Source organism: Anabaena sp. 90, assembly GCF_000312705.1.
GTDB lineage: Bacteria > Cyanobacteriota > Cyanobacteriia > Cyanobacteriales > Nostocaceae > Dolichospermum > Dolichospermum lemmermannii.
In genome coordinates, this window is the sequence record NC_019427.1 from 290,344 (window position 1) to 309,297 (window position 18,954).

Here is an 18,954-nt window from a genome sequence, read left to right on the forward strand (position 1 = left end):
TTAAAAAAGCTTTGGTAACTAATTCTTAGGTGAACTATGGCACAACGGACTAAGTTAGGAGATATTCTCAGACCCTTAAATGCTGAGTATGGTAAAGTGTCTCCAGGTTGGGGAACAACACCTTTAATGGGTGTGTTTATGGGTTTATTTTTGGTATTTCTGCTAATTATCCTGCAAGTTTATAACAAGTCTCTGTTAATTCAGGACGTGCTTGTTGATTGGCGCAGTTTAGGCGGCTAATGGCTATCCAGTCATCAAGCTGATAATTAGCATCTATCCTAATACTATTCGGTTAAGGAAATGTAGGTTGGGTTGAGCGACAGCAAAACCCAACATGATCGAGAATTTTGTTGGGTAACATACGTCAACCCAACCTACGATATAACGACTTTTTACCCTTAACCGAGCAGTATAAAACTTTACCTGGCTTGTCCCAGTTTTTTCATTATTCAAAAAAAATGCCTAAAAATAGCGATAAAATTAATCTAGATCCCAAAGCTATAAGGTAGTTGTGGCGGTTTTTCCGTATACAGGAGACAAGAATGAATATATTTGGTATCGGCTTACCAGAAATGGGTGTCATTATGGTAGTTGCATTATTAATCTTTGGACCGAAGAAGTTACCAGAAATTGGGCGCAGTTTGGGGAAAACGATTCGCAGTTTTCAAGAGGCCTCTAATGAATTTCAAAGCGAGTTCAAAAAAGAATCTGAACAATTAAAAGAAACTGTGCAAACAACCGCTGAATTAGAGCATAAACACATTGAAGCTGGAAAGACCCAGTCAGAAAACGTACAAGGATGAAAGATGAAGAAGTAAAACCAACGGCTGTGGTGATTCCCCAGCTAATTGTCGGACTGGGAAATCCAGAGCCTAAATATGACCAAACTCGTCATAATATTGGCTTTGCAGCTATAGATACCCTAGCTCGGGCTTGGCAAATTTCTCTAGCTGAAAATCGCAAGTTTCAAGGAGAATTTGGCGAAGGGAATGCAGCAGGTAAGGGGAAAATTCGCTTACTCAAACCCTTAACCTATATGAATCTTTCAGGACAAGCTATTCAAGCCGTAACCAATTGGTACAAAATACCGCCTGAATCAATCTTAATCATTTATGATGATCTAGATTTACCCTTGGGCAAAACTCGTCTGCGGTTGTCTGGATCTGCGGGTGGACATAATGGCATGAAAAGTATTATTTCTCATCTGAATACCCAAAATTTTCCTAGATTAAGAATTGGTATAGGTAAACCAAAGAACGCAATAGATGGGGATAATTCTCATACTGTTTCTCATGTTTTAGGGCGATTTTCTGCCACTGAGAATAAAGTCATGTCTCAAGTTTTAAACTTTGTCGTTGAGTGTGTTGAATTTAGTTTCAAACAGGGAATAGAAAAGTCCATGAATCTTTGCAATCAGTCATTGACACAAGACGGCACCTGACCCAGCTACAGCGAATGTCTGTTAGAGATGCGCCCCATTCCCGCTGACAAAATTCGGCATCGTTTCCCCCAGGATCTCGGATTATAGTTTTCTAAATAAAGCCCGATAAACTGGTTCACCTTTGTTTTGAGTGGCTATTTCCCGTTCTGTGGGGACAGGAAGGGGGTTTTCGGTTAACCATGTTGTTGTTCCTAGCTTTTCAAATGCAGGATGTTCATCAAAGCGATCGCACATTTCTACTGCTACAAATTCTATATCAGATTGCAGGAAAACAATACCACCAACTGTTAAATATTTTGCTAATTCTGTGACTAATTCTGGTTGCACTACCCGACGTTTTGCATGGCGATTTTTAAACCAAGGATCAGGAAATTGAATTGTAACTTTTTGCAACCTTCCTACAGGTAATGTTGATAATAAGGAAACTAGGGAATTATTCACATTTGCAAACAGATAATGCAAATTTGTTAATTCCATTTCGTCGCGGATTCTATTTGCTTCTACTACTAGCGGTTCTCGAATTTCTAAACCTAAAAAATTCCAATTTGGTTCTACCTGTGCCATTTTGAGGACAAATCTACCTCTAGCACAACCGATATCTAAATGTAGAGGTAGGTTTTGTTGGATATAAATCTTTTCCCATTCTGGAGAAGCGGCTGGGGTTTGGAACTTACTCGCAAGGGGGTTAACGTGCTGACGAACTCGAACAGGTGACAAAATTTACTCTCCTTAAAAAAAACAACAATTCTAAACAAATGTATATAAATATTATTAAGTCTAAATATTCCTACACAGGTATACACAGTGAGGGTTATACTTTAAGAATAAGAATTTTTGCAACTTTATTTTTAACATTTTCTTAAAATCAATGAAACTCAATTTTCGTTTTGCTATAGTTAGCGACTTACACATTGCGCTTCCTGAAACCATCTGGGATCATCCTAGTCGCTTTCATTTGGTGGAAGTGAGTATTCCAGCTTTTGATAGTGTATTAGCACATTTAACCCAATTAGATTTAGATTTTTTGTTGATCCCTGGAGACTTAACCCAACATGGTGAACCAGCAAATCACAATTGGTTACAAAACAGGCTATCTCAATTACCTTTTCCATCTTATGTGATTCCTGGTAATCATGATCTCCCTGTTTTAATGGCTAATGAACAATCAATTGGCTTTGCAGATTTTCCCTATTATTACCAACAATTTGGTTATGAAAATCCTCAACAACATTATTACAATCGGCAGATATTCCCAGGAGTGAGGTTAATCGGTCTTAATTCTAACTCATTTAATGATCAAGGTGAGCAAATAGGACGGTTAGATAGTCAACAATTCCAGTGGTTAGAACGGGAATTAGCAAGCATTAAAGATGAATTGGTTTTAGTAATGATCCATCACAATGTGGTTGAACATTTACCTAATCAATCAAATCATCCGATGGCAAATCGTTATATGCTGGAAAATGCAGCAGAACTGCGGACATTATTACAACGCTATGGAGTTAAGTTAGTATTTACAGGACATTTGCACGTTCAAGATATTGCTTATGCAGAAGGAATATATGATATTACCACGGGTTCTTTAGTCAGCTATCCTCATCCTTATCGAGTATTAGAATTTAACCGCGATGAATTGGGTAACGAATCCTTACAAGTTGTTTCTCATCGTGTGGAATCAGTGCCAGATTTTCCCAATTTACAAACATTATCACGGCAATGGATGGGCGATCGCTCTTATCCTTTTGTCCTCAAATTATTGACTTTACCACCTTTAAGTTTACCACTAGCACAGGCACAAATCCTAGCTCCCGGTTTACGGGATTTTTGGGCAACTATTGCCGATGGTGATGCTATGTTAGAATATCCACATTTTCCTATTCATGTCCGTCGTTATATCGAAGAATATAGTGCGGTTAATGATGGGAATACAGCTTTAATTGATAATCATAGTACGCTTTTAATTGGGTAAATTGTCTGAATCAGGATTTACAGGATTTAAGGATTTACAGGATGTAATTTTCTTATTTCTCGGCTATATTTAACCATTAGCTGTTATCACTGATTAAAGAACGACAAATAGCAAATACAGAAGTATAGCCATGCAAGAAAGTTCTGCCGCTGACTGGACCGATTTCACCACCGCAGAAAAAGCCACCCATTGGTAAATCATGGAGGTATCGGCTAAATAGTTGAGAATCAAAATTAGGTTTGCCATAAAGTCCTGTTCCTCGTCCTAAACAGGTGAACATTAAAGCGCCTACGGGAGATGGTTCGCTGGCATTTTGACTTTGATATTCTTGCAGTAAAATTTCTAAATCTTGGGCTGATGCTTCGGCATCTCTCAGATGAAATTGTAACCTTTGTCCGGCACGAATGCGATCGCCAATTGCGATCGCCCCAGCATTAGGATCTACTCCTAAAATATTGCGAATTAAAAAATCCCCTGAATGTAAATTTAGACGAAATTCATCCATTGCTAAACCTACAAATAAAGAATGTTGTGCTAAAGTTCGATCTTCTTCACTTAAACTACTAATTAAATTTCGCAATACCACCAATGGGACTTTTTCATCTAACTCAACAATAATATTCCGTTTCGCTTTGGTGACTTGCAACGGTTCACCAATGGGACGACATCCTTGGGCAACAATGGTATCTAAGACGATATTGCCACTTAAAGCGATGCCTACCGTACCTTCCCGATACAATTTATCATTACAAAATAAGCCCACACGACCATTCATAAAGCCGCTGCTGGCCTGTCCTCCCACCACCACAGAACCTGGATAAGCAAAATCTAACCCCTGCAACAAATCATTCGTTCCTGAAGCAAAGGGACTAGACAAGAGAATAAATTGAGGGACTACGGAAGGTGGCACACCTAGCAAATCAATCCAAGCCATGGGGGAACTATCGGAATCTGGCAATTCTTCGGCGACAATATGAAAAGGTCGGATTTCGACACCGGGAAGATGGGCTAAAGTCAGACTCAGGGCTGGTTCTGCTTCTATTTCTTCGGTTTCTCCTGCCTGTTTCTTGCCAATTACACCCCCAGCACTACAACCAATTAATACAGGTACAGAAAGCTTTTCCGCCAATAAAGGCAAAAGTCGGGAATACTCACTCATAAAGGCAGAAGAAATGAATACCAGCCCTAAATGTGCTGGTGCTGTTAAAGATGCCACCGCTTGTTCTACGACATCGTTAATAGCCGCTTCTAAGGAAGGACGGGTTGATAAGGCATTTGTCCACTGCATTTGATCTGCCATGAGTTTTCGGCTTATTTCTGTGTTGAGGTTAGTTGATTATTTTAACTAAGTTTGGTGATTGGTGATTGTTGACTTTCTGTTAAAATGTATTAAAGAATCTAGTTTCTTAGTAAAATTTGCAACATAAAAATACACACAGTCAATGAACAAAAGAGATATAGATAAAGTAGAAATAACTTCTGGTGATATCAAGGCTGAACAACTTGAGCAGCTTAAAGCCATTTTTCCAGAAGTGTTTACAGAAGGTGAGATAGATTTTGATAAGTTAAAGGCAACTTTAGTAAAGGCAACTTTAGGAAAAAATACAGATGATCGGCCAGAACGTTACTCTTTTACTTGGGCTGGTAAGCGTGAAGCTATTCAGATGTTACAAACACCAAGTAAAGCTACATTAAAACCAGATAGAAATGAATCAGTAGATTTTGATAATACTCAAAATTTGTTTATTGAAGGTGATAATTTAGAAGTTTTAAAGTTACTTCGCAAGTCCTATTCTGGACAAGTAAAGATGATTTATATTGACCCTCCCTACAATACGGGAAATGATTTTATTTATCCAGATAATTATACAGATCCTCTTGATAACTATTTAGAATTAACAGGCCAAAAAGATAGTGAAGGTAATTTACAAACGAGCAATCCTGAAACCAGTGGACGTTATCATTCTGCTTGGTTGTCTATGATGTATCCCCGTCTTTTTTTAGCACGGCAATTGTTAAGAGAAGATGGGGTAATTTTCGTAAGTATTGATGATCACGAAGTTCATAATTTGCGGTTGTTGATGAATGAAGTTTTTGGAGAAGAAAATTTTGTTGCTTGCGTGTGTTGGCAAAAAAAATATGCTCCAGCTAATGATACTGTTGATTTTTCAGCTACCCATGATTTTATATTAGTTTATAGTAAGCAGAGACAGTTTTTAGATAGTGGTAAAGCAATAGCACTTATTGGCAGAATGGAGAGAACAGAAGAACAAAATAAACTATACAAAAATCCAGATAATGATCCGCGAGGTTTATGGAAAGCTTCAGACTATTTATGTAATAAATCGGCTGAACAAAGACCCAATCTTTACTATCCAATAATTCATCCCAAAACAGCAGAAGAAATTTGGCCTAGTCGAACTGCGGTTTGGCGCTATAGCAAAGCTAGACACCAGCAAAATGTTCAAGATAATCGAGTCTGGTGGGGATTAAATCAGGAAAATAAAGTACCTGCATACAAAAGGTTTTTATCTGAAGTAGGTGGAATAATATCAGATACTTGGTGGCAACATAAAGATGTTGGACATAATGATGAAGCCAAAAAACAGATTAAATCTCTCTTTCCAGAAGCATCTCAATCTTTTGATACGCCAAAACCAACGCGGTTAATCAAACGTATAGTTGAATTATCTACAAATACAGATTCAACTGATATTATTCTTGATTTTTTTGCAGGTTCTGCTACCACAGCCCAGGCAGTATTAGAATTGAATCATGAAGATACGGGTGATCGTCGGTTTATTCTAGTTCAGTTACCACAAAAAACAGATAATCCACAGTTTCCTACAATTGTTGATCTTAGTAAAGAGCGTATTCGTCGCAGTATTCAGAAAATAAAAAATTCCGACAATGGTAAACTCCCATTGCAAAATCGGGAAACTCCAGAAGATTTAGGTTTTAAGGTTTTAAAATTATCTAAATCGAATTATCGTCAATCGGAAGAATTACCATCAGATACAGAACCGGAAGCATATATAGAACAATTAGAACTATTTAATGATCCTTTAGTTGATGGCTGGAAACCAGAAAATGTAAGATATGAAGTCATGCTCAAACAAGGTTATAGCTTGACATCTCGCATTGAGGAAGTTACAGAAATTGAATCTGCTACTATCTACAAAATAACTGACGAAGATAAAAGACAGCATTTTTATATTAGTCTTGATAATCAGTTTCACTTTGAAACAGCGAGAACGTTAAAATTAACTAAAAACGATTTATTAATTTGCCTTGACATGGCCATAGATGACACTACAGCAGCTAATTTAGTCCTACAATGTAGACTAAAAACTATTTAAAAGAGGTAGCAGATGGAATTTAGATTTGATGCTAATCAAGAATATCAAACTGATGCTATTGAAGCCGTTACTAATTTATTAGAAGGTCAACCCCGCATAGAATTAGACAATATGTAGCAACATTACAACAAGAAATTGAAGATGAGTATGGTAAAGAAGGTGTAGGGAAACCACTTCTTTACCTGATTCGTGAAACAAAAGGTACAACAAATTTAGATGAATTGCGACCTGATGAAAAACGTAAAATTATCTGTGGTGAAAAGCATTTTCATCAAGCATTAGGAGTAGATTACCGAGTGGTAACTAGCGTTAATGAGATTACGATCTAAATAAACCGGAAATGCAGGGCGATTATGAGGTAAAATTAGAAGAAATGGTTTGAAGGCAGAGCCTTATAGAATTCATTCCCATACAGAGTATGGGAACGAGAAAAACGTCTGAACTATGATTTGTAGGATTATTTTGATGAAAATGAGGGATTCATCATAAAAATCATCAAAATCACAAAAATCATAGTTTAGACATTAATTCTCGCGCTGCTTGGGGTGAAAAACTAACAGAAATAGAACCTTCTACCAGATTTGGTGTAAGAGGTGCAGAAGACATAACCTACTTATTAATAATTATTCGTAATTATTCACATTACCATATCCAGATCCCCGACTTCTCAAAGAAGTGGGGGATCTTTTGTTCCTTTTTGTTCAATAAAGAGATAAATTCTTAATAAGCAGTTTTTGACATATTTCCTGTATATTTATTCCTAGAAATAAATACCTATTGTTGTACAGTAATAGTTAAAGAAAACAAATTCTCTAGTCTTTTTTTCCACAAATCACACAAGATTAACAAAAGATTAATATATGATTTACGATAACCGCACGGAAGTAAGAAAAGTTTTAATTATTACCCTACTGCTTAACGTATTTGTCATGGGCTTAAAAGTCCTTGTGGGTCATTGGACAGGTTCTTTAAGTTTGCTGGCTGATGCTTTACATAGTGTGACTGATAGTGCCAATAATGTCTTAGGCTTAGTTGCTATTAAGTTTTCTTCACCATTGCCAGATCGGGAGCATCCTTATGGGCATAATAAATTTGAAGCACTAGGCGCTTTGGGGATAGCTGCATTTTTAGGAATAGCTTGTTTTGAAATTGTCCAAGGTGCATTAGAAAGAATCCTCAAAGGTGGCGAACCTGTAAAAGTATCACCTCCAGAATTGTGGTTATTACTGATTGTGTTAGGAATAAATATTTTTGTCGCCTTTTATGAACGGAATGTGGGAAAAAGAGTAGGTAGTTCCATTTTAATCGCTGATGCTACCCATACCATGAGTGATGTTTGGGTGACAATCTCCGTTATTGGTGGTTTAATTGGTGTGTGGCTGGGTTATCAGTGGTTAGATGTAGCACTAGCTTTCCCAGTAGCTTTACTGGTATTTTGGAGTGGTTGGTCAGTTCTAACCGAGAATTTGCCCTGGCTTGTGGATCAAATGGCCATAGCCCCGGAAACTATTCATACAATTGCAGTTTCTGTCCCCGGTGTAATTAACTGTCATGATATCGCTTCCCGCGGTGTCATTGGTCGTCAAGTGTTTATAGAAATGCACTTAATTGTTGATGCACCAGATGTAGAAACGGCTCACAATATCACAGAGGAAGTTGAAAAACAACTAGAACAACGTTTTCATCCCGTCAGGATTTTAATTCATGTTGAGCCACCTGCATATCAATCTGAGCGCATCACCTTTGAAGCCGAACAAACCTAATTTGGTAGCAAATAATTTTATTTTTCCAACCGCACCGCATACCACTGTAAATATTCTCCAGGCCCCACATCTAAATTACAACTTGTATCCAGCAAGTATTGTGCTTGTTCGCTAACAGACTCAAATTTTTGCACATCCAATGGTAAATCCGCGAATGCAATTTGTGATAAAGTTTTTTCCAGCTTGATTAATAATTCCGCCACTGTCAGAAATTGTTCTGGTTGATTTGTTTCCAAAACAACAAAATCGTCCTGCTGATACATTAATTGATTTGGCATTTTTAGTAATTAGTAATTTGGTAATTGGTAATTGGTAATTGGTAATTGGTAATTGGTAATTGGTAATTGGTAATTGGTAATTGGTAATTGGTGATAGTTTTACCACTGACAACTGACAACTGACAACTGACAACTGACAACTGACAACTGTACGGGCGAAGCATTTGGAGAACTATTTTTGGCAATGACCGATAATTTATCTTCCAAATGCTTCGCCCCTACTGACAACGAACAACGGACAACGGACAACGGACAACTGACAACGAACAACGGACAACGGACAACGGACAACTGACAACGAACAACTGACAACGAACAACGAACAACGAACAACTGACAACTGACAACTGACTAAGATGGATATACTGGCATTGTAAAATGAAACCATGCACCACCGTGGGGAGATGAATCTACCCAAATTTGACCGTAATGGGCGCGGATAATGCGTTGACATAAACAAAGACCAATTCCATATCCATCTGTACTTTGATCACGTTGGAGACGGAAAAGATTCTCAAAAATGCGATCGCGGTTTTCTTCGGGAATACCAGGGCCTGTATCACCAATCGTAAATTGCACTTTTTGGCTAGTGCGATGGAGTCCCGCTACAGTAATTATGCCACCAGCAGGTGTATATTTGATGGCGTTATCTAAAAGATTAACCAGGACTTGCCGAATGCGTTCAGGATCAGCATATACATAGGGTAAATCTTGGGGAATATCTGTTTCTACCGTTTGAGATTTAGCAATATAGCGATCGCTCAATTCCTCTAATACCTGTAAACAAATTTCCCCTAATTGTAACTTTTGTGGTACGATTGGCAATTCTGTATCGTCACCCCGCCCAGCTTGTAACAAATCAGCAATCATCCGATCAATGATCTTGGTTTGCGTCCGAGCCTGTTTTAATAAATGTATAGCCAAACCAGATTTCAGCCGTTGAAATCCCCCTGTATCTGGATTGTAATTAGATTGAAGAGTTTCAATAGCGATCGCCGCAGCCGTGAGAGGATTACGGAGATCATGTGCTAAAATCGCAATTACTCGGTCTTTAAATAGTAGCTGTTCTTGCAGTCTCTCCTTTTCCTGCTTCAGACGAAAAATTTCATCCCCTAGTTGAATTGCCTCGGCCGAAGTAGCAACAGAATGAATGGTAGATTTAGGCGAAATCACCTGACTCTTTTCATCCAAACATTCCTGTTTATCTGCCTGTAATTTCAAAAAAGTGCCAACAGCGTGTTGCCAACGCGGCCACCAAATTTTTAATTGGGGAATAATATTAGTACCAGCAATAGTTTGTTGAGGTTCGGGATGAATCTTAACTAGAGCAGGGGTTGCTACTAACTTAAAATGTTCCGCTAAATAGGGTTGTTGTCCAACATCAATAATTTGTAGTTCAAAACTATACCCAGCCTCTAATTCTTTTAAATAAACCCGAATTTGCTGCACTTCTTGACGAGACTGAGGCCGTCCATCAACAAATAGCAATAACTGGAGAGGAGCTTCAGCATAAATAGGCTGATCCTGGGAAACTTGCATGACATCTTGTTTCAGCACTGGTAACAACCTGGGGACGCTTTACATAGAGTAAAATGGACTAACGTTGCTTAATGGCCGTTGTTTTTCTAATTTAATATCTATTTTAGATTCTTCCTACTCCAATTCGATCTAGGTTTTTGGGTGGAAACGGATTTTTTCGGAATTTTGCTGCCATTTGCTCTTACTTTTACAGCTACTAGGCTTCTAGTCAGGAATTGTTGAACCTATCGTCACCTCCTTTAGCAATTATTTACAGAACCCAAAAAATAGCCCTAGTAGTTTGTCAAGATAAAAATGATGGACTGTAGTGTGAGCGTCTCGCTCACGCGGGGAAGATGCTCTAGTGTGAAAGCATTAAATCATCTCTAAGCCGTCCATCAATTCTTACAAACAGCCGCAGAGTTGCCTTATTCCCAGCTTACCACTTCAAACCATTGGCGAAAACTTTCTATCAATTCCTCAAAACCTATAGTCGCCGCTTTTGGCGTTGCAAAGCAATATTTTATTAACCACAAAAAGTATAAATTTAGACTATATTATCATTTACGTAACTGGCACATTGGTAGGGTGCGTCAGACCGCATAAATCCTGCAAATAAACAAATTATTGATATCTGACGCACCCTACAGTTGTATTGCATCCAACCGATAACCGCTATAGACGTTCTTGAAAATAAAGCCGATATAAATCACAAAGACATTGTACTTCATTTCCTTTAAATTCGATTAACCCCAAACTGCGTAATTTTAAAGCTTGCGTAGAATCTATTTGAATAGGAATATCACTATTAATTACTTGCTGCATTGCTGTTTTTAATAAGTCATCTTTTTCTAATTCTGAAAGATAGAAATTTAAAAACTTGCCATAAGGACTTTGATTAGTGGGGGCAATTTCCAGAAATTTTGATAAAGTGAAATTACCCTTAGCAATTTCACCAAGTGCAGTTGTTAATAAATAAGGATGACCATCAATCATTTCTTTTAATTGGTTTATTTCTGTATCTGAAAAACTTAAACTGTATTGTTTAACTAATTCCTTTATTTGTGTAGTGTTAAATTCCCCGATTTCCACAGATAAACCCACATTAAAAGGAGATTGATTAAGATTTATAGAAGTATCAACTTCTTGAGAATGGGCAATTACTAACCGTAAATTTTGCCAAATTTCTTCTGTTTTTGCCTTTTCGTGCCAAGCTCTTAATAAAGCAGAAAATTGTTGAGTAATTTCAGGATAAGGGAAAATTTCATCAATATTATCTAAACCTAATACTAAGGGACTATCAATAGCTGGTAAAATATATTTTTTTAAATAATTAGTGCAGTTATCTTGATTACCAAGACGACTACTCCAAGATTTCTCTACTTGGTCTTCTATTCCTAACTCTAAACTCAGAATTGCACAAAACCGCTGTAAAAAAGTTTTGAGGTCAGTCAGATTTTCCTGACTCCATAAATTAATAGAAACTGTCCGATATCCTTTTTGTTTAATATGATGGAAAATACGACTTATCAAATATGTTTTACCCATTTTGCGCGGAGATTTAATGCGGATTAATGCCCCTGGTTGTACAATATTTTGATAACAGTTATTTTCAATTTCTGGACGTTGGATATAAAAAGAAGAAATATTTATTGGATTATTTTCTGGTGGTTTAGGAATAGTTAACAACTGTTCTTTAATAAACCGACTCACACCTTTATAAACTAAATTATCCGGTGATTTTGGTTTAGTGATAGAAATATGATCATCATCTGTTGCGGTAGGTTGCACATCTTTAATGCCTGGATTAGCACTATCCGGGTCTACAACTAAAACTATTTTAGTCGGTTTTGTTTCATAATAAACTTTTGTAGTAATTGCCATTGCATCAACATTTTGCCGATACCATTCATTCAGTTGACGCAATTGAGGAAGATGGGATTTTAGTTCATCAACACTAACAGTAGTTCGTGCAAGAGTACCAATATTATTAATTAAATTAGCTAAATGAGATCCAGTATGAGGAGTGGATAAAAAAACAATACCTTTAGTTTGTTCAATAACTGATTGTCTATTAAAAGTTTGAGCATTTCTTAGCATTTCTTTGACTAATAAACCACCCATACTATGAGTAACAAATATAATTGGATATTTGCCAATATCATTAATTGTTAAATATTCTAATAAATTACTAGCACGGTCAAAAAGTGGCATTGTTGCACCTTTCCATTCAAAGGGTGCAGCATTATAACCAAAAGACCAAATTCCTAAATCTGGTCGTTCTTGTGCTAACCACATTAACCAGAAGTTATCATCATTTGCTAATTCTTGAGGATGCCAAGTTGACCTTGCGTGACCACCTAAACCGTGAACAAAAATTATATCTCCCTTGCGTTGGAGGTTTTCACATCCTGAGATTTTGATTAAACCTGTGATTTCTGTGGGTTTCGGTTGTGGGGTTTTACCGAATAATTTACCAAGAAAGCTGAAAACCATACTAATAAAGACAATTAGTTTATCAGTAATGAATTATATCTTACTTTTGGTATAAAACAAACAAAACCCAAGATTTTATCTACCATCCTTGCTAAGAGGTTGTTTGAAAAGTATTATATGAAACCCATAATTTCCAAAAACCTAACCCCCCTTCCCCCCTTCCCTACAAGGGAATGGGGTTTTTAAAGCCTCTCCCCTGGTAGGGGAGAGGTTTGGAGAGAGGTCTGTTTCCACATTAAAAACTTTTAAAACATCCTTGCTAAGGGATACTTCGTAAGTTTACTCACATATTCCCCAAAAGTGATCGTTGACAACAATCACTCAGATTCCTCACCTCGATAAGATTGGCGACTGTGGCGAACATGAAGAATTGCGACAACATCTTCCATGACTACAAACAAAACTCGATATTTTCTTTTTTTTCCGATCCATATTTGCCGAACCTCACAACCAATAACTTTGGATTCTGGTGCTTTGCTACAGCGATTAGGAAAGTTTTGTAATGATGCGATAGTATCTTGAAATTCATAGTACCAATTATTTGCCATTTCAGGACTCAGATTATCGCACATCCAACGATAGGAAGTTTCTATTTCTTGAAAGGCTGTAGGTTGAATAATAACTTGATAATTCATGAGCGAGGAGGAATGTTAAATTTGTCTTTTAGGGTTGCCAATGCCTCCTCGACAGGAATTCCTTGACCTTGCTCAAACTCATCTAGTCCTTTACGAATACCTACTATTGCTTCAAGGTAATCAATTCGCTCTAAGAGTTCTTGATATATGCTTGAGGGATGTTTTGAATCTGTTTTCAGTGATTGCAAAAAACTAAATAAATCCTCTAGGATTTCATTGGGGGTGTTGTCAATTTCTTGTAAGAGCAATTCTTTGATAGTCATTACTGTTAATCGCCAAATTTACATTTCTATTAGCTATTCTAAATCATTCATGAGAAATTGAACAAGCTCTCTACATTCTCTAGAAACGATATCTTCGGTTAGATTCGCTTATGCAGCATTGATAAAATTTTGTGCTAGTTCAATGTTATTTTCTGCATAAAATTTGACGGCTTCTGAGTATTCTGTTAAAGCCGCAGGATGAAAGTTATATTTCATTTTTCTAAAATTCGCCTGACTTGAGTTAAAGCTAATTCTCCAGGAATTAACTCAACGGTATGATTACGAATTTCATCCCGGCGTTTTTTCGCTTCTATATTCCATAGATTTTGGGTGTTTTCATCAATATCAGATTCTAGACTTTCCATGAGTCTTTCTACTAAAAATACTCTGGTAGCATTGGGTAAAGATAAGGCTTCTTGAATTAATTCTTCGACTGATAGCATAATGATTGATTCCAGTAAAAGGTAGCTGTCATCTAATGCCACGACCAAAGCGCGACTTCATACTAGGATACCGTTGTCATATTAGCACGAAATTGTGCTATAATTTTACTAGCTACCTAATTCTTAACATTATTGCCTTATGAACCAACCCATTCCTACAATTAATACACGACTGCTTGACTCTCTTTCTCAAATTATCCTTGCACTTTCTCAAGAAGAATATCAAATCTTAGTAGAAAAAATTCAACACTCTCGACTAACTGAACACCAGAAAACACAAAATATTGAATCCTTAAAACAGGATATAGCCGCAGGTATTCAACAACTCCAAAACGGTGAATACACAGAATACGATGAAAATAATTTATCTACTCTCATAACTTCAATTAAAGAACGAGGTCGGGAACGTTTACAAGGAGAAATATCTGAATGAATCACTTTCGGATTTCAAAACTAGCAGAAAAAGATTTAGAAGATATTTGGATTTATCTCGGTCAACAAAATGAAATATTAGCAGACCAAAAAATCGCACAAATTTTTGATAAATTTCCGATGTTAGCTCAATTTCCTAATATGGGAACGAAAAGAGACGAACTACAAACAGGAATTCGTAGTTTTCCTGTTAAGCCATATATTATATTCTATACTCAAGATTCTGCAAGTTTAGAAATTGTCAGAATTTTTCATCAATCTAGAGACATAAAAAATCAATTTTCAGAGCATGATATATAGGAATCGTACCTAACTCCATCATCTTTTCACTTTTGACTGAGACCTGACTTGGACGGTAAATACCTGCTATACAAATCTTAACAATGATCTGAAAGTCTCTGAAAGCCTTATCTGCTACAAGTAATCAACAAAAAATAAAAAAGTCACATAAAAGTCATTCAAGATATTTGAGCTATTCATAGATTCCCCACCACTATGCCACCACGGTATCGTACCATATAGCCTAAATGTATCTAAATCTTTCATTTCTAACCACCCTAATTCTTCATATTTTCTATAATGCGTCTTGTCTGTCCAACCTAATTTATCGGCAAAATTATGCCATGTTTCGCCAATTATAAATTCATCCCATTTCAATTCTTCCTCCTCGCAATCATAATCTAAAGAATTGCGTGTTTCCAGATATATTCTTCTTTGAACACTATAACCAAAATGCCCTTGAGAGTTCTTTACCCAGAGGTAATCTAATTGTTTTAAATCATTACAGTTAAAATTTTTAATATCGTTTAATTCTAAATAACCTTCTTTTTCTCTTTTAGCTAAAACAAGAATAAATTGCCAATTTTTCTGATCTGCTTCTTGCCATCTTTTCTCCTGCATTAAGTAATCTAGTTCGTTTAATAGATGTTTCTTTAATAATTCATAATAACCTGTATTTGAGTTATTTAATTCTTTTAGTTTAAAACAAAGATTAGCAACTATATCAACATTTACATTGTAGAGGATATTTAGGTCTAATTTAAACAAATCAATATCGAATCTTATATGGTATTTTAAAATCTCATATTTTTCTAATGCTATTTTATAGTAATCTGAGGATTTATTTTGATCTTCTTCTAGATTACCTTTAATATAATAAATATAAATTAAAGTAGCCAAATAGCTGGATTCATTGTGATTAAGTTTATTTTCTTTTGGTAATTTTTCAAAACTTTTATCAAAATCTTCTTTGAGTTTTTTGTATTTTTGTTCTTGACTTGAGAATTTATCTTGTGAATTATCTAATAAGTATTGATACCCTAAAACTATACAACCATTTAACACAGCACTTTTCATGTTTTGATTTTTAATTTTTTCTTGTAACACTAACCCAGCAACATTTAAAAATTGATTAGCTTCATTTACTTTATTATCTTGTTGAAGTTGAGAAGCAACTGCTGCTAACTCTCTGATTTTAGCAATTTCTTTCCTGACTATCTCTAACTGTCTATCTGCTTCTTGTTTAGCTTCAGCTTCAATTTTTATCGCTTTTTCTTCTTGTTCCTGGGTACGACTAGCTGCTAAAAATTCCTTATCTTCAAAACCTAAACTTTTATCCTTTACCCAAACTTCTGCTTCTGCTAAAGCTTCCCCTCGCAATAATCGAGATTTATCCTGTTTACCTGATAACAACCACTGTCGAAAATTCTCTGCATAAGGACGTAAACTAGCTAAAGTTTTTTCAATCCATAAACCATCAAAAATCGTCTGATAAATCTGATTATAAACTTTTAATTTACCATTCTTTTTAACAACAATTCCCGCTAACTGTAAATCACTTTGTTCAATACTATTATCAGTATCAATTCCTTGTGAATGCCAAATTTGTTGATATAAATCTAATAAATACGCTGCCTTATTTTCATCTCTTTTTAATATTCTATCTCGAATGGTTCTAAAATGTTCGGGTTCATCTTGAGCTTCCCAATTTTTAATTACTCTATTTTTAACTAAATTTTCCACAAAACTAGCTTCTTCTCCCGTCGGAATTTCATCTTTAGATTCACAAATAAAATTACAAACTTTCTGAGTTAAAAATGGCTGTCCTCCCGTCCAATCTAAAATCACTTTGAGTACAGTTTCAGGATTTTTAGTTTGGTGAGAAAATCCATCTATTAAAGGTAAGGCTTCTGTAAATTCAAAACCTGTTAATTCAATTCCCTTACCAATATTAAAAGGAGTCCGTTTTTTATCTTGAATTAATTCTGATGGTGTAGCAACTCCCAACAATACAAAGGTAATACGGTTATATTCAGAATTGTCAACTCTTTGATTAAAAAAGGCACGAATTAAAGCAAAGAAATCATCAACAGGAAAATCTAAACTGAGAATACTATCAATTTCATCAATAAAAATTACTATTTGTGTAGAAACTAATTTTAAGACTTTATCAATAAACTTACCAAAAACCTGCACGTTAGAAAGTCGTTTATTTTCTTCCCATAAAGCATCTAAATCAAATTTATTCTCTAACTTTAAACTTTCAGAAATATTATTAATAATGCCATTATACCATTGTTCAGAATTTAGCCCTGATGTGCCAATAGCAGTTAAATCAATAGCCACACAAGCAATTTCTTCAAGCTGTAATCTTTGCATAGTGCGAACTCGCAAACTTGATTTACCCATTTGTCGAGAGTTCAACACAAAACAAAACTCTCCCGCTTTCACGGCTTGATATAAATCCTCATCAGCTTTGCGTGTGACGTAGGTGGGTGCATTTGGAGGAAGACTACCACCAAATTGATATTGATAATTTTGGAAAGTCATGGTTTTATAATCAATGGATAATAGTAGAGATATTAGGCTAAAAACGCATCCCTTCTTCCAGCGAGAGAAAAAGAAACCAAAAACAGTCGGTTTTAACCGACTTGAACTGTAAGACAGGGAATTTACTCCCTGGCTGACTACCAAGCCCCAAAAATGCTAGTGTAGAAGGTGAAAATCAATTTGTGATTTCTTTGTGTTTTCCCGTAACTACCCCGCTGTATTCCTGAGTTTTGCTGTTTTACTATCCTTAACAGCCTGTGCTAACAGTCAATCTGCTAAAAACCTAGAACAATCATTAGCGGCTGACCCTCAGTTGCAAAATAATCCTGTTCCTTTTGGCAAACCTCAGAGTCAGCAAGTAACACCCAACCCCAACACATCAACAATTAAATTACCGGCTGATTTTCCCGCAGATATACCCATTTATCCCAACGCCAAACTAGAGGAAGTTACACCAGCTAATTCGGAAAATAAAATATCAATTCGGTGGCAAAGTGGAGATCCTAGTAATATAATCACCAGCTTTTACCGCCAGCAATTTCAGGCTAAAAACTGGCAAATTGTCCAACAGCCTCAAGATGATGTAGATGGGACTTTTTCCGCCAAACGCAATGATCTACTCATCAATGTCACAATTAAACCACAAACAGTTACCAAAGCTGAACCCAATCAACCGCAAACTGCTACTAAATTAGTAATTGAATATTCATCTAATTCTAAGGACACATCAACTAACCCAGTTATACCATCAGATAATTCTGAATTTATCGGTCCAGTATTACCTAATAGCAATAATAGCAACGTAGTCACTCAGCCAACCCTACAGCCAACCACCCAACCGGAAACCTTAACAACTCAGGAATTCAGTGATATTCAGAAAGCACCACCCGAATGGCGATCGCACATTCAAGATTTAGCTACATTAGGTATTTTATCCATTGAACCGAAAACAACCGAATTTCTTCCTGATAAAATTATCACCCGTCGGGAATATGCCCGCTGGTTAGTTGCAGCTAATAATGCCATGTATGCGAATAATCCAGCCAAACAAATTCGGTTAGCATCCTCCAGCACTCAACCAGCTTTTAGAGACATCTTAACCAAAGATCCCGATTTTCCAGTCATTCAAGGATTAGCCGAAGCAGGTTTAATTCCCAGTGCTTTGTCTGGAGATGCCACAGCCGTTTTATTTCGTCCTGATGCACCCTTGACGCGAGAACAATTAATTTTATGGAAAGTTCCTTTAGATACTCGCCAAGCCTTACCCGCAGCCAGTTTGGAAGCCGTTAAACAAACTTGGGGTTTTCAAGATGCAGGTGGTATTGAACCGAAAGCATTAAAAGCAGTTTTGGCTGATTTCCAGAACGCTGAACAATCAAATATTCGCCGAGTTTTTGGCTATACAACCTTATTTCAACCCAAAAAACCTGTAACTCGTGCTGAAGCTAGTGCAGCTTTATGGTATTTCGGTACTCAAGGTGAGGGAATATCAGCAACGGAAGCTTTAAAATTAAGAAGTTGAATTTTA

The 18,954-nt window shown here is 36.4% G+C and carries 21 protein-coding genes; 10 read left to right on the forward strand and 11 right to left on the reverse strand.

The window, feature by feature from the left end; all coding sequences use genetic code 11:
- The first annotated feature begins 36 nt into the window (after positions 1 to 36).
- The 3 genes from psbH (at position 37) to pth (ending at position 1,441) form a co-directional block, all read left to right on the forward strand.
- Positions 37 to 240 carry a photosystem II reaction center phosphoprotein PsbH gene (gene psbH, locus ANA_RS01295; protein WP_015078233.1) on the forward strand — a complete coding sequence of 68 codons (204 nt, stop codon included), beginning with the start codon at positions 37 to 39 and terminating at the stop codon, positions 238 to 240.
- A gap of 302 nt (positions 241 to 542) precedes the next feature.
- Positions 543 to 803: a TatA/E family twin arginine-targeting protein translocase gene (locus ANA_RS01300; protein WP_015078234.1), complete on the forward strand. Its 261-nt coding sequence runs from the start codon at positions 543 to 545 to the stop codon at positions 801 to 803.
- Positions 800 to 1,441 carry an aminoacyl-tRNA hydrolase gene (pth, locus tag ANA_RS01305; protein ID WP_015078235.1) on the forward strand — a complete coding sequence of 214 codons (642 nt, stop codon included), beginning with the start codon at positions 800 to 802 and terminating at the stop codon, positions 1,439 to 1,441. Before ANA_RS01300 ends, pth begins: the two co-directional genes overlap by 4 nt.
- Positions 1,442 to 1,522: 81 nt before the next feature.
- Here pth and trmB read toward each other — a convergent pair whose 3' ends face one another.
- Complete coding sequence (gene trmB / locus ANA_RS01310) at positions 1,523 to 2,158, reverse strand: tRNA (guanosine(46)-N7)-methyltransferase TrmB (protein ID WP_015078236.1); 636 nt, start codon at positions 2,156 to 2,158, stop codon at positions 1,523 to 1,525.
- A 151-nt stretch (positions 2,159 to 2,309) separates the two neighbouring features.
- Between trmB and ANA_RS01315 the strand changes: the two genes are divergently transcribed.
- Positions 2,310 to 3,410, forward strand: coding sequence for a metallophosphoesterase family protein (locus tag ANA_RS01315; RefSeq protein WP_015078237.1), 1,101 nt, complete (start codon positions 2,310 to 2,312; stop codon positions 3,408 to 3,410).
- 76 nt (positions 3,411 to 3,486) lie between these two features.
- Here ANA_RS01315 and ANA_RS01320 read toward each other — a convergent pair whose 3' ends face one another.
- Complete coding sequence (locus tag ANA_RS01320) at positions 3,487 to 4,710, reverse strand: FIST signal transduction protein (RefSeq protein WP_015078238.1); 1,224 nt, start codon at positions 4,708 to 4,710, stop codon at positions 3,487 to 3,489.
- A 142-nt stretch (positions 4,711 to 4,852) separates the two neighbouring features.
- Here ANA_RS01320 and ANA_RS01325 point away from each other — a divergent pair, with 142 nt between their 5' ends.
- The 3 genes from ANA_RS01325 (at position 4,853) to ANA_RS01330 (ending at position 8,532) form a co-directional block, all read left to right on the forward strand.
- Positions 4,853 to 6,769 carry a site-specific DNA-methyltransferase gene (locus tag ANA_RS01325; RefSeq protein WP_015078239.1) on the forward strand — a complete coding sequence of 639 codons (1,917 nt, stop codon included), beginning with the start codon at positions 4,853 to 4,855 and terminating at the stop codon, positions 6,767 to 6,769.
- Between the two features lie 182 nt (positions 6,770 to 6,951).
- Positions 6,952 to 7,098 carry a restriction endonuclease gene (locus ANA_RS28430; RefSeq protein WP_371260396.1) on the forward strand — a complete coding sequence of 49 codons (147 nt, stop codon included), beginning with the start codon at positions 6,952 to 6,954 and terminating at the stop codon, positions 7,096 to 7,098.
- A 531-nt stretch (positions 7,099 to 7,629) separates the two neighbouring features.
- Positions 7,630 to 8,532 carry a cation diffusion facilitator family transporter gene (locus tag ANA_RS01330; protein ID WP_015078240.1) on the forward strand — a complete coding sequence of 301 codons (903 nt, stop codon included), beginning with the start codon at positions 7,630 to 7,632 and terminating at the stop codon, positions 8,530 to 8,532.
- Positions 8,533 to 8,549: 17 nt separating this feature from the next.
- Here ANA_RS01330 and ANA_RS01335 read toward each other — a convergent pair whose 3' ends face one another.
- The 8 genes from ANA_RS01335 to ANA_RS01365 all read right to left on the reverse strand — a co-directional run bounded on the left by ANA_RS01335 (position 8,550) and on the right by ANA_RS01365 (position 14,165).
- Positions 8,550 to 8,810 (reverse strand): chlororespiratory reduction protein 7, encoded by a 261-nt coding sequence (locus tag ANA_RS01335; RefSeq protein WP_015078241.1) that lies wholly within the window; start codon positions 8,808 to 8,810, stop codon positions 8,550 to 8,552.
- A 2-nt stretch (positions 8,811 to 8,812) separates the two neighbouring features.
- Entirely contained in the window at positions 8,813 to 8,974 is a 162-nt protein-coding gene (locus tag ANA_RS25515; protein ID WP_148279006.1) for an alpha/beta hydrolase, read from the reverse strand.
- Between the two features lie 32 nt (positions 8,975 to 9,006).
- Positions 9,007 to 9,150: a hypothetical protein gene (locus ANA_RS27255; RefSeq protein WP_235081922.1), complete on the reverse strand. Its 144-nt coding sequence runs from the start codon at positions 9,148 to 9,150 to the stop codon at positions 9,007 to 9,009.
- Positions 9,151 to 9,161: 11 nt separating this feature from the next.
- Positions 9,162 to 10,367, reverse strand: coding sequence for a histidine kinase (locus ANA_RS01340; protein WP_015078242.1), 1,206 nt, complete (start codon positions 10,365 to 10,367; stop codon positions 9,162 to 9,164).
- Positions 10,368 to 11,003: 636 nt separating this feature from the next.
- The gene (locus ANA_RS23385) at positions 11,004 to 12,824 is read right to left on the reverse strand and encodes an AAA-like domain-containing protein (RefSeq protein WP_015078244.1); all 1,821 of its coding nucleotides are present in this window, start codon (positions 12,822 to 12,824) and stop codon (positions 11,004 to 11,006) included.
- A gap of 317 nt (positions 12,825 to 13,141) precedes the next feature.
- Positions 13,142 to 13,459: a type II toxin-antitoxin system RelE/ParE family toxin gene (locus ANA_RS01355; protein WP_015078245.1), complete on the reverse strand. Its 318-nt coding sequence runs from the start codon at positions 13,457 to 13,459 to the stop codon at positions 13,142 to 13,144.
- Positions 13,456 to 13,722: a hypothetical protein gene (locus ANA_RS01360; RefSeq protein WP_015078246.1), complete on the reverse strand. Its 267-nt coding sequence runs from the start codon at positions 13,720 to 13,722 to the stop codon at positions 13,456 to 13,458. Before ANA_RS01360 ends, ANA_RS01355 begins: the two co-directional genes overlap by 4 nt.
- Positions 13,723 to 13,934: 212 nt before the next feature.
- On the reverse strand, positions 13,935 to 14,165 hold the full coding sequence (locus tag ANA_RS01365) for an addiction module protein (RefSeq protein ID WP_015078247.1): 231 nt from the start codon (positions 14,163 to 14,165) through the stop codon (positions 13,935 to 13,937).
- 139 nt (positions 14,166 to 14,304) lie between these two features.
- Here ANA_RS01365 and ANA_RS01370 point away from each other — a divergent pair, with 139 nt between their 5' ends.
- The gene (locus ANA_RS01370) at positions 14,305 to 14,598 is read left to right on the forward strand and encodes a hypothetical protein (protein ID WP_015078248.1); all 294 of its coding nucleotides are present in this window, start codon (positions 14,305 to 14,307) and stop codon (positions 14,596 to 14,598) included.
- Positions 14,595 to 14,897, forward strand: coding sequence for a type II toxin-antitoxin system RelE/ParE family toxin (locus tag ANA_RS01375; protein ID WP_015078249.1), 303 nt, complete (start codon positions 14,595 to 14,597; stop codon positions 14,895 to 14,897). Before ANA_RS01370 ends, ANA_RS01375 begins: the two co-directional genes overlap by 4 nt.
- Positions 14,898 to 15,011: 114 nt before the next feature.
- Here ANA_RS01375 and ANA_RS01380 read toward each other — a convergent pair whose 3' ends face one another.
- Positions 15,012 to 17,426, reverse strand: a complete 2,415-nt coding sequence (locus ANA_RS01380; RefSeq protein WP_015078250.1) for an AAA-like domain-containing protein — start codon at positions 17,424 to 17,426, stop codon at positions 15,012 to 15,014.
- 193 nt (positions 17,427 to 17,619) lie between these two features.
- Between ANA_RS01380 and ANA_RS01385 the strand changes: the two genes are divergently transcribed.
- The gene (locus ANA_RS01385; protein WP_015078251.1) at positions 17,620 to 18,948 is read left to right on the forward strand and encodes an S-layer homology domain-containing protein; all 1,329 of its coding nucleotides are present in this window, start codon (positions 17,620 to 17,622) and stop codon (positions 18,946 to 18,948) included.
- The last annotated feature ends 6 nt before the right edge of the window (positions 18,949 to 18,954 follow it).

What these genes read in the sequence shown, in the direction of transcription:
- ANA_RS01365 (WP_015078247.1), bottom strand. Translation starts at nt 14,165, where the DNA reads ATGCTATCAGTCGAAGAATTAATTCAAGAAGCCTTATCTTTACCCAAT.
- ANA_RS01360 (WP_015078246.1), bottom strand. Translation starts at nt 13,722, where the DNA reads ATGACTATCAAAGAATTGCTCTTACAAGAAATTGACAACACCCCCAAT.
- ANA_RS01320 (WP_015078238.1), bottom strand. Translation starts at nt 4,710, where the DNA reads ATGGCAGATCAAATGCAGTGGACAAATGCCTTATCAACCCGTCCTTCC.
- psbH (WP_015078233.1), top strand. Translation starts at nt 37, where the DNA reads ATGGCACAACGGACTAAGTTAGGAGATATTCTCAGACCCTTAAATGCT.
- ANA_RS01335 (WP_015078241.1), bottom strand. Translation starts at nt 8,810, where the DNA reads ATGCCAAATCAATTAATGTATCAGCAGGACGATTTTGTTGTTTTGGAA.
- ANA_RS01375 (WP_015078249.1), top strand. Translation starts at nt 14,595, where the DNA reads ATGAATCACTTTCGGATTTCAAAACTAGCAGAAAAAGATTTAGAAGAT.
- ANA_RS01315 (WP_015078237.1), top strand. Translation starts at nt 2,310, where the DNA reads ATGAAACTCAATTTTCGTTTTGCTATAGTTAGCGACTTACACATTGCG.
- ANA_RS25515 (WP_148279006.1), bottom strand. Translation starts at nt 8,974, where the DNA reads ATGCTTCGCCCGTACAGTTGTCAGTTGTCAGTTGTCAGTTGTCAGTTG.
- ANA_RS01330 (WP_015078240.1), top strand. Translation starts at nt 7,630, where the DNA reads ATGATTTACGATAACCGCACGGAAGTAAGAAAAGTTTTAATTATTACC.
- ANA_RS01325 (WP_015078239.1), top strand. Translation starts at nt 4,853, where the DNA reads ATGAACAAAAGAGATATAGATAAAGTAGAAATAACTTCTGGTGATATC.
- ANA_RS01355 (WP_015078245.1), bottom strand. Translation starts at nt 13,459, where the DNA reads ATGAATTATCAAGTTATTATTCAACCTACAGCCTTTCAAGAAATAGAA.
- ANA_RS01300 (WP_015078234.1), top strand. Translation starts at nt 543, where the DNA reads ATGAATATATTTGGTATCGGCTTACCAGAAATGGGTGTCATTATGGTA.
- ANA_RS23385 (WP_015078244.1), bottom strand. Translation starts at nt 12,824, where the DNA reads ATGGTTTTCAGCTTTCTTGGTAAATTATTCGGTAAAACCCCACAACCG.
- pth (WP_015078235.1), top strand. Translation starts at nt 800, where the DNA reads ATGAAAGATGAAGAAGTAAAACCAACGGCTGTGGTGATTCCCCAGCTA.
- ANA_RS01380 (WP_015078250.1), bottom strand. Translation starts at nt 17,426, where the DNA reads ATGACTTTCCAAAATTATCAATATCAATTTGGTGGTAGTCTTCCTCCA.
- ANA_RS01370 (WP_015078248.1), top strand. Translation starts at nt 14,305, where the DNA reads ATGAACCAACCCATTCCTACAATTAATACACGACTGCTTGACTCTCTT.